Origin of the sequence: Bifidobacterium aesculapii (assembly GCF_001417815.1) — a bacterium.
GTDB classification, from domain to species: Bacteria; Actinomycetota; Actinomycetes; order Actinomycetales; family Bifidobacteriaceae; genus Bifidobacterium; species Bifidobacterium aesculapii.
Map to the genome: position 1 here is coordinate 46,572 of NZ_BCFK01000064.1, position 9,170 is coordinate 55,741.

Consider the following 9,170-nt stretch of genomic DNA (forward strand, 5'->3'; position numbering starts at 1 on the left):
GTTGCGTGTACCTCGTATGTCCGTTGATGGTTCGATGGTGCGGTTGCGCGGCCGCTGTCCGTGCGGCGCGCCGCCGGACATGACGGGCGCGCCGCACGGATCGTGAATCGGTCAGGAACGTTCCCCGGCCTTGCGTCGCGCGTTCGCGACGGCGTACAGGCTGATGCCCGCCGCGACGGACGCGTTCAACGATTCGACCTGGCTGGAGATCGGGATGCCGGCGACCGCGTCGCACGCCTCGCGCACGAGACGGCTCACGCCCTTGCCTTCCGATCCGAGCACGACCACCAGCGGGTCGGTCTCGAAGCCGGTCTCGCCGACGAGCTTGTCGCCGCCGCCGTCGAGCGCGACCGCGTAGTAGCCGCGCTCCTTGAGGCTTTCGAGCGCCTTCGTCAGGTTGACGACGCGGCACACCGGCATGTGCGCGGCCGCTCCGGCGGACACCTTCCACGCGGCAGCGTTCACCGATGCGGAACGGCGTTCCGGCAGGATCACGCCGTTCGCGCCGAACGCCGCGGCGGAACGGATGACCGCTCCGAGGTTCTGCGGGTCGGTCACGCCGTCGAGGGCGATGAACAGCGGACGTGCGGCGATGCGCGCCGCCGCCGAGTTCGCGGCCTCCATCGCGCGCGACTTCTTGTCGGCACGGTCGGCGAGTTCCGCGAGCGAGGAGTACTGGTACGGGTTCACCTTGAGGATGACGCCCTGATGGTTTCCCGAACGGGCGATGCGGTCCATCTCCAGACGGTCCGCCTCCATCATGTGCAGGCTGTGGGTTCCCGCCAGTTTGACGATCTCGCGCGTGCGGTCGTCGTGTTCGATGCGCGTGGCGATGTACAGCGTGGAGCTGGGCACGCCGACGCGCAGCGCCTCCAGCACCGAGTTGCGGCCGAACACGAGATCCGACGTATCGTTCGACGAGAACTTGTCGGCGCGGCGGCGGGCCGCGAGGCGGGGATCCGCCATCTGGCGGCGCATCGCCGCGTTCTTCATCCGGTATGCCTTGTGGTATTCGCGGTTCTCGGCCTTGGGCGTCGGTCCCTTGCCGCGGAGCGCGTTCCTATGCTTGCCACCCGACCCCTTGGTCGGTCCTTTCTTAGTAACCATAACGGCCATTGTCCCAGCACCCCGCCCCAATGCACGGCGTGCGGCGCCGGTTCGTCACCTGAACGTCGCATGGCGGTCGTCTAGCCGTCGCCCGCGGGATGCCTGTCCGTCGGGTGCCGTCGGGCCTGTGAGAGTCACATACGGAACGAAACCCGACAACCCCTCCAACACGCGACCGGTATGGTTATGCCGGTGGGCAAAACCGTATGGAATAATGGCAACCGTATGCATCGGCGGCAGTTGCGCCGGTGCCCATAACCGCGCAGCATGCGGCGCATCGGGGAGAAAACCGGTGCTCCACGTGTGCTGACTACTCCGCGGCTATACCAAGGAGACCATCATGGTTGATCGCACGAAGGGTCAATCCGCCGCGTCCGCAATGATCGAGGACGCCGCATCCACGGGGGAGGTACGCGCCCAGCAGGCGCTGCTGAACGACATCGACCCCAGTCTGGCGGGCGCCGCCCAAGTGGCGGAGGCGTTGGGCGTGAACCCCGACACCGGATTAAGCACCGAGGAGGCCAAGCGGCGTTTGGAACGGTTCGGCCCGAACGAACTCGCGGGAGCGCCGCCCGTGCCGAAATGGAAGAAGTTCCTCGCCCAATTCCAGGATCCGCTCGTCTACCTGCTGCTCGCCGCCACCGTCATCTCCGTGATCGCGTGGTTCATCGAACGGGCGAACGCCGTGCCCGGCGCGGAAGGCGGCGAGGCGCTGCCGTTCGACGCGATCGTCATCGTGCTCATCCTCATCGTCAACGCCGTGCTCGGCTACATCCAGGAGGCGAAGGCGGAGGCCGCGGTCGAGGCGCTTGCCAGCATGACCGCGCCCACCACGTCCGTATTGCGCGACGGCAAGGTCGTGCGCATCAACACCGCCGACGTCGTCCCCGGCGACGTGATCGTCCTCGCGGAAGGCGACTCCGTCTCCGCCGACGGCCGTCTCGTCACCGCGGCGAGCCTGCGCATCGCCGAAGCGTCGCTCACCGGCGAATCCGTGCCCGTCGGCAAGAAGCCGGACACGCTCGCCGAAGCCAAGGCGCTCGGCGATCGCGCGAACATGATCTTCAACGGCACGTCCGTCACGCAGGGCACCGGCCGTGCGATCGTCACCGGCACCGGCATGAACACGCAGGTCGGCAAGATCGCAGACATGCTGTCCGCCACCGAAGACGAGCAGACGCCGCTGCAGAAGGAAATGGACTACGTGTCCAAGATCCTTGGGCTGGCGGTCATCATCATCGCCGTGGTCGTGCTCGCCGCGCTCGCCTTCCTCGAAGGGTTCAATGACATCCACGACGTCATCGACTCGCTGCTGCTCGCCGTTTCGCTGGCCGTCGCCGCCGTGCCGGAGGGTCTCGCCGCGATTCTCACCGTCGTGCTTGCGCTCGGCGTGCAGCGCATGGCCATGCACAACGCGATTGTGAAGAAGCTGCATTCCGTGGAGACGCTCGGCTCCGCGTCCGTCATCTGCTCGGACAAGACCGGAACGCTCACGCGCAACGAAATGACCGTCGAACGCGTCGTCACGCCCAGCGGCGAAGTGCAGATCACCGGCACCGGCTACGCGCCGGAAGGCAAGATGGTGGCCGTCGGCGGCGGCAGTCTGGCCGACAACCCGCAACTTCAGCATGAGGTCGTCGACACGCTCGCCGCGGGCACGCTCGCGAACGACGGCGACCTGCGCGAGGAGAACGGCCGTTGGGAGATCGTCGGCGACCCGACTGAGGTCGCGCTGATCGTCGCCGCGCGCAAGACCGGCGCGATGCGCGGCTACGAACGGTTCTCGCGCGTGGCCGAAGTGCCGTTCACATCCGAACGCAAACGCATGTCCATCATCGCGAAGGATTCGACCGAAGGCGACGAACTCACCGTGTTCGCGAAGGGCGCGCCGGACGTGCTGCTGTCGTACTGCACGCGCATCGCGGTCGGCGGGCAGGTGCGCCCGCTGACCGAAGGCGACCGGCAGACGATTCTCGCGACCGTTGAACGGCTCTCCTCCGAAGCGTACCGCACGCTCGGCCAGGCGCACCGCCCGCTCGGCACCGCGAATCTGTCGCAGGTGCCCGGCATCGCCGCGAACGCCGCCGGCCAGGTGAACGACATCGCCGATCAGGCCGACGTGATCGAGGCCGACATGATCTGGAACGGCATGGTCGGCATCATCGACCCGCCGCGCACCGAGGTGCGCGATTCCGTCGCGGAGGCGCATCGCGCCGGCATCCGCGCAGTCATGATCACCGGCGACCACCCGCTGACCGCCGCTCGCATCGCCTCCGACCTCGGCATCATCGACAAGGGCGGCAAGGCGCTCACCGGCGACCAACTCGACGAACTCGCGGCGCGGGACGCCGCGACCGGCGACGGCAAGGGGACCGCGGCGTTCGACAAGGCCACGGCCGAAGTGTCCGTGTACGCGCGCGTCGCGCCCGAACACAAGCTGAAGATCGTCGAATCGCTGCAGCGCCAAGGCAACATCGTCGCGATGACCGGCGACGGCGTCAACGACGCCCCGGCCGTCAAGACCGCGGACATCGGCGTCGCCATGGGCATCACCGGCACCGAGGTGACCAAGCAGAGCGCGAAGATGATCCTCGCGGACGACAACTTCTCCACCATCGTGGCCGCCGTGCGCGAAGGCCGCGTGATCTTCGACAACATCCGCAAGTTCCTGCGCTACCTGTTGAGCTCCAACGTGGGCGAGGTGTTCACCGTGTTCTTCGGCGTGGTGCTCGCCGGATTCCTCGGCATCCGCCAACCGGAGACCGTGGGCGTGACCGTGCCGCTGCTGGCCACGCAGCTGCTGTGGATCAACCTGCTCACCGACGCCGCGCCCGCGCTCGCGATGGGCGTGGACCCGCAGACCGAGGACGTGATGAACCGTCGCCCGCGCAAGGTCACCGACCGTGTGATCGACGCGTCGATGTGGGGCGACATCGTCTACATCGGTCTCATCATGGCCGTGGTCACGCTCATCGGCATGGACATGCATCTGGCGGGCGGCCTGTTCACCGACCGTTCCGTGGACGCGCTCGGCCATGAGGCGCAGATGGTGGAGGCCCGCACGATGGGCTTCACAATCCTCGTGTTCGCGCAGCTGTTCAACGCGCTCGCCTCGCGTTCGCACCTGCAGAGCGCGTTCGTCGGCATGTTCTCGAACAAGTGGCTGTGGGGCGCGATCGGCCTGTCCATCGTGCTGCAGCTCGTCGTGATCTACGTGCCGTTCCTCAACACCGCGTTCGGCACCACGCCGCTCAGCGTGATGGCCTGGGTCGAATGCATCGGCCTCGCCGCCTTCGTGCTCGTCGCCTCCGAACTGCGCAAGCTCGTCCTGCGTGCGATGGCCAAGCGCTAGGCAAGATCGGGGCGGTTCACCATCATGTGTGGAGCAGCACTGCTCCACACAAGCACGTGAGCAATGTCGTGTGGAGCGCCAGTGCTCCACACGACGAGCCTCAGCCGGCATTCTCGGCCAGTGTGGAGTGATATTGCTCCACACAATGCGCAGCGAATCCCCTACAAGCCTTGTGTGGAGCGTCGCTGCTCCACACGCCACAACCCGGCCCTTGTGTGGAGCGTCTGTGCTCTACACGTCGATTCCGAGCCGGCATCCGCAGCTCATGTGGAGCCAGACCCTTCTCCGCGAAATGCCGCGAAGCCGTCATGTCGCGGCGAGGTCATGCCTGATGCGCGGAATGAGAGTATACGGGAATTGTGGATAATCTATAGGCCTTGGCCGCCCGGCGGGCTGCGCTGCAGATAGTCGGGTTTGCGATCGGCCATACCCCCGATGTGATGTTGCCTCCCCGAATAAGGGAGGCGCGTCACATCACGGGTCAAATGCAAGCCGCATCGCCTATTTCTCGGTTCTGGTCCAGTATCCGTTCCTGCTTCCCAGTAGTAGAGGCTCATCACCACCCTGCAGGTGATCCCCGATATCCGGCCAAATAGGACGGTTCCCGCTATTTACAGCGCCAAACGGACGATTTGGGGGTGCTATTTCGTCCGTTTGGCGCTGTAAATAGCGGGATAACGGTGTATTGGTCGGGGCAGCTGGGGCGATTGGGTTGGGTCGGCTGCCTACTCGTTGGTTGAATTGCCGGAACCGTCACCGGCGCCGTTGTCGGAACCGCTCTGGTTCTGTTCCTGGCCGCTCTGCTGGTTCTGTTGGGCCTGCTGCTGCTCTTCCTGCTGCTTGCGCTGCTGCTCCTGTTGGGCTTGCTGCTGCGCCTGCTGGTCGGCCTGCTGCTTGGCGGTCATCGACGCGTTCACGTCCGCCATGGCCTTTTCCAGCTGGGATTTCGCATTGTTCACATCGGATTCCGAGGGGCTGGTCTGGCCGGCGACGTTGTTCGCGTTGCTGATCGCGCTCTGCAGCGAGTTGCGCGTGCTCTCGTCGGCCACCTGACCGGCCGAGTTGTTGAGCAGGCTCTGCGCGTTGGCGATCGAGCTGTTGAGGTCGGACTTCAGCGCGTTCGAGGTCTGCGACCCTTTGCTGTCGCTCACGGCCTTCTCGGCATCTTCGATCTTCTTCGCCGCGCTGTCGGCCTGCTTGCGCGTGTCCTTGAACTTCTGCGTGTTCGACTTCAGCTCGTCATTGGTCATATCGGCTGCGCAGGAGGCGTCCGTCTTGATGTTCTGCGCGTCCGCGACGGCCTGGTTGAGCGTGGTGAGCGTGTTCGCATCCGCCACCTGGCTGGCGTTGGTCGAGGACGCGGCCTGCTGGCCTTCGGTAATCTTCGCCTTGAGGTCGCTCATGCCGTCGTTGTACTTGTCCTGCGCGCTGGTGCAGGAGGCGTACAGTATCTTGCCGCTGTTCGCGCGGTAGAACATCACGCCGCCGACGGCCAGCGCGATCACGGCGATCACCGCGACGATGATACCGGCGATCTGACCGCTCGACAGTGGCTTCTTGCTGCGTCGGCCGTCGCCGGACCCTCCGTTGCCGTCGTCATCATCGTCGTCTTCGTCGTAGTCGGCGGGGGCGATGGTCGGCGGCATCGCGGCGGGGGAGGATTGCGCCGAACGCGCCTCCTGCGCCGCTTCGGCCATCATGTCCGGCGTGAACACTTCCGTCGCCGCTTCGGTCGGGTCGGCGGGGGAGGACTGCACCCCTGCGGCCAGCGGGTCGGCGTCCGGCTGCGTGCCGGCGAGCTGCTGCGCTGCGGGGAACGCCATCGTGGCCTGTTCGCCGAGGGCTGCGGTTTGGCCGGGGGCGGTCTGGCCGAGTATTTCGGTCTGTGTGGTCTGGCCGGGTGCCATCTGCGGCTGCCCGTACGCCATGGTCGCCTGCGCCTGATCGATGGATTGCGTCGCCTGCTGCAGCGGATCGAACGCCTGAGTGGGTTGTTCGGTCGGTTGCGTCAGGGGCTGCGTGAACTGTGTTGCGCCGAGCTGCTGCGCTGCAGGGAACGGCTGCACCGATTGAGGGGAACCGGGTTGTGCGAACGCCTGATTCGGTTGCGCGGTGGCGGGCGATTGCGGTTCGAGGTTCTGTAGCGGATCGAACGCCTGTGTGGGCTGCCCGGCGGATGCAGGCTGCGGTTCGGCATCCTGCAGCGGGTTGAACGGTTGCGTGGATTCGCCGAACGTCGGAGCATCCACGGTCGCCGGTGCCGAATGGCGCCCATGCCGCGGCGTGACGACGGGTGCGGCGAATCCCGGCTGATCGGCCTGCACCTGCGCTGCCGCGGCCTGTGTGGGCTGCGTGAATTGCGCGGGCTGTACCTGTGATACCGCGGGCTGCGTCGGTTGAACGAACTGTACCGGTTGATTCTGCGGCATTTGCGGCATCCCAGTGACAGACTGTACCGGCTGTACCTGCTGTTGCACAGGCTGAGCGAACTGTGCTGGCTGAGTCTGCGGTGCCATCGGCTGGATCGGTTGAGTCTGCGGCATTCCCGTGACCGGTTGTACCGGCTGTGTCGATTGCGCCGGTTGCATCGGCTGCACCGACGGTTGCGTCGGCTGCGTGAATTGCATCGCCTGGGTGGGCTGAACGGTGATCGGTTGCACGGCGGCGGGCTGTACGTACTGCGGCTGTACGGACTGCGGCTGTACGGATTGTACGGGCTGGGCAAGCTGGACAGGCTGGACAGGGGGAACCGTCTGTGCCGGCTGCGATGCGGCAGGTTGAACGAATTGCTGCTGTTGCGCGGGCTGTGCCGGCTGCGACTGTGCGGCCTTTTTCTGGAAATCGAACTGGAACTCACCACTCGGATCGGTCATCGCGTCTCCTCAATCCCGTCACTGTCTCTCATCATGCAGATCTTCTCAGGTCATACTGCATTCGCCAGTATTCACAGTACCGTCATATCGTCACGATGGGCGCCTTCGCCCGTGCGTCGTGATACACGGAAGCGCCCCGCATCGTCGCGTGTGGGGCGCTTCCATGACTCTCAGTCGTCGATGTGGGCGCGGTAGAAATGCTCGTAGGAACGGCTCGGCGTCGGGCCGCGCTGCCCCTGATAATGCGAGCCGACGCCTGCGGAACCATACGGATGTTCGGCGGGGGAGCTCAGCTGGAAGAAGCACATCTGGCCGATCTTCATGCCGGGCCACAGCTTCACGGGCAACGTCGACACGTTCGACAGCTCCAACGTGATGTGACCCTCGAAGCCGGGGTCGATGAATCCGGCGGTCGAGTGGGTCAGGATGCCGAGACGGCCCAGCGAGCTTTTGCCTTCAAGACGTGCGGCGATCGTCGGATCGAGCTTGACGTACTCCCACGTGGCGCCGAGCGCGAACTCGCCCGGGTGCAGGATCCACGGTTCGTCGGGGTCGACGGCGAACTCTTCGGTGAGCGCGCCTTGGTTCTCGGACGGGTCGACGTAGGTGTAGGCGTGATTGTTGAACAGGCGGAAGAAACGGTCGAGCCTCACGTCGATGGAGGCGGGCTGGACCATCTCCGGGGTCCACGGGTCGAGCGAGATATGCCCATCGGCTTGTGCGGCCAGAATGTCGCGGTCGGACAGCAGCATGAAAGCTCCTCACGGACGAATAAGACGAATGTGTTACTGAATCACCACACTACCGCCCACCCATAACAGTGGAGACATCGGCTACGCGCGATTTTCGTGCGCGGAAAGGGGGCGGAGCGCAACATAATCGCGCCGAGAATCGGGATTCCCAGACTTCTCACAGGTAAACATATCGGTAAACCCAGAATCGCATGGTTATCTATGAATTGTCAGCACAAGCCGACATGGAGCGCAAGCCCCGACAACTGAACCTTTCTTCTTCTCTCTCCTTTCTCTGGCCCCGGTGGTTCCCCCACCGGGGTTTTCCTTTGCTTGTGGTCACTGGCGAGTAATGAGCGGATAGTCGTGGCGCGCAGGCAGTGGCGAGCTGGTATCTCGTGCCGTTCATTCGTTGATGAATTGACTGCCCCTCGGACCCGCTTCGCAGGCCAGCTCCCCTGACGAGGGGAGCTGAAGAACGGGATAAGCGCATTTACGGCGCAGGGCACTGGCCGTGGGGCACGGTGCGTGTTGTCGGCGGATGTGGACATCACCCTGCGGGATGATGCGCTCGCGAGCCTTCGCGCGGTAGACTTGGGGCCAATGGGGCGACGGCTGCCCCACCGGTTGACGACGGAATGGCACGGAAGGGAACGCGCCGCCCATGCTCGCCATGCGCGGCACACACGAAGGGGATGACATATGAAGGACGAGGAATACGACTTCTTCGCGGAAGACGACGACCAGCCAGGTCGATCGGATTGGAGTGCCGGCGATACGCGATTCACGGATACCGGCATAGGTGCCGGCGCCGGTAGCGGCGCAGGTGCTGTCACCGGCACCCGCGCCTCCAATGTCAGCGCCTCCAATATCCACGTCTTCGGCAACCCCGACTTCAACCCCATTCCGAACGCCTATCACACTTCCGTCCGCAATCCCGGCGCCACAGGGAATCCCGGCGTCACAGGGAATCCCGCGAACGTTCCCGTCTCCGTACCTGTCTCAGCCCCCACATCCGTTCCCGCCCCCACATCGGTCCCAGCTCCCGTTCCCACCCCTGCCCCCGTCTCAGCCTCCACCCCAGCCACCGTCACCGTATCCACCCCC

At 65.2% G+C, this 9,170-nt stretch carries 5 protein-coding genes; 2 read left to right on the forward strand and 3 right to left on the reverse strand.

Annotated features, from left to right (window positions below; translation table 11 throughout):
• Positions 1–111: 111 nt before the first annotated feature.
• Positions 112–1,107, reverse strand: a complete 996-nt coding sequence (gene rlmB, locus BFAL_RS08600) for a 23S rRNA (guanosine(2251)-2'-O)-methyltransferase RlmB (protein WP_055427980.1) — start codon at positions 1,105–1,107, stop codon at positions 112–114.
• 379 nt (positions 1,108–1,486) lie between these two features.
• On the opposite strand from rlmB, the gene BFAL_RS08605 reads away from it, so the two are divergent.
• Positions 1,487–4,459 carry a cation-translocating P-type ATPase gene (locus BFAL_RS08605; RefSeq protein ID WP_236691723.1) on the forward strand — a complete coding sequence of 991 codons (2,973 nt, stop codon included), beginning with the start codon at positions 1,487–1,489 and terminating at the stop codon, positions 4,457–4,459.
• A gap of 725 nt (positions 4,460–5,184) precedes the next feature.
• On the opposite strand, the gene BFAL_RS08610 is transcribed toward BFAL_RS08605, so the two are convergent.
• Together BFAL_RS08610 and dcd are read right to left on the reverse strand one after the other, a co-directional pair.
• Positions 5,185–6,888: a sugar-binding domain protein gene (locus tag BFAL_RS08610; protein ID WP_152973605.1), complete on the reverse strand. Its 1,704-nt coding sequence runs from the start codon at positions 6,886–6,888 to the stop codon at positions 5,185–5,187.
• Positions 6,889–7,502: 614 nt separating this feature from the next.
• On the reverse strand, positions 7,503–8,084 hold the full coding sequence (gene dcd, locus BFAL_RS08615; RefSeq protein ID WP_055427983.1) for a dCTP deaminase: 582 nt from the start codon (positions 8,082–8,084) through the stop codon (positions 7,503–7,505).
• A gap of 681 nt (positions 8,085–8,765) precedes the next feature.
• Here dcd and BFAL_RS11080 point away from each other — a divergent pair.
• Positions 8,766–9,170, forward strand: a 405-nt coding sequence (locus BFAL_RS11080; RefSeq protein WP_201780451.1) for a hypothetical protein, incomplete at its 3' end; no start/stop codon positions are given.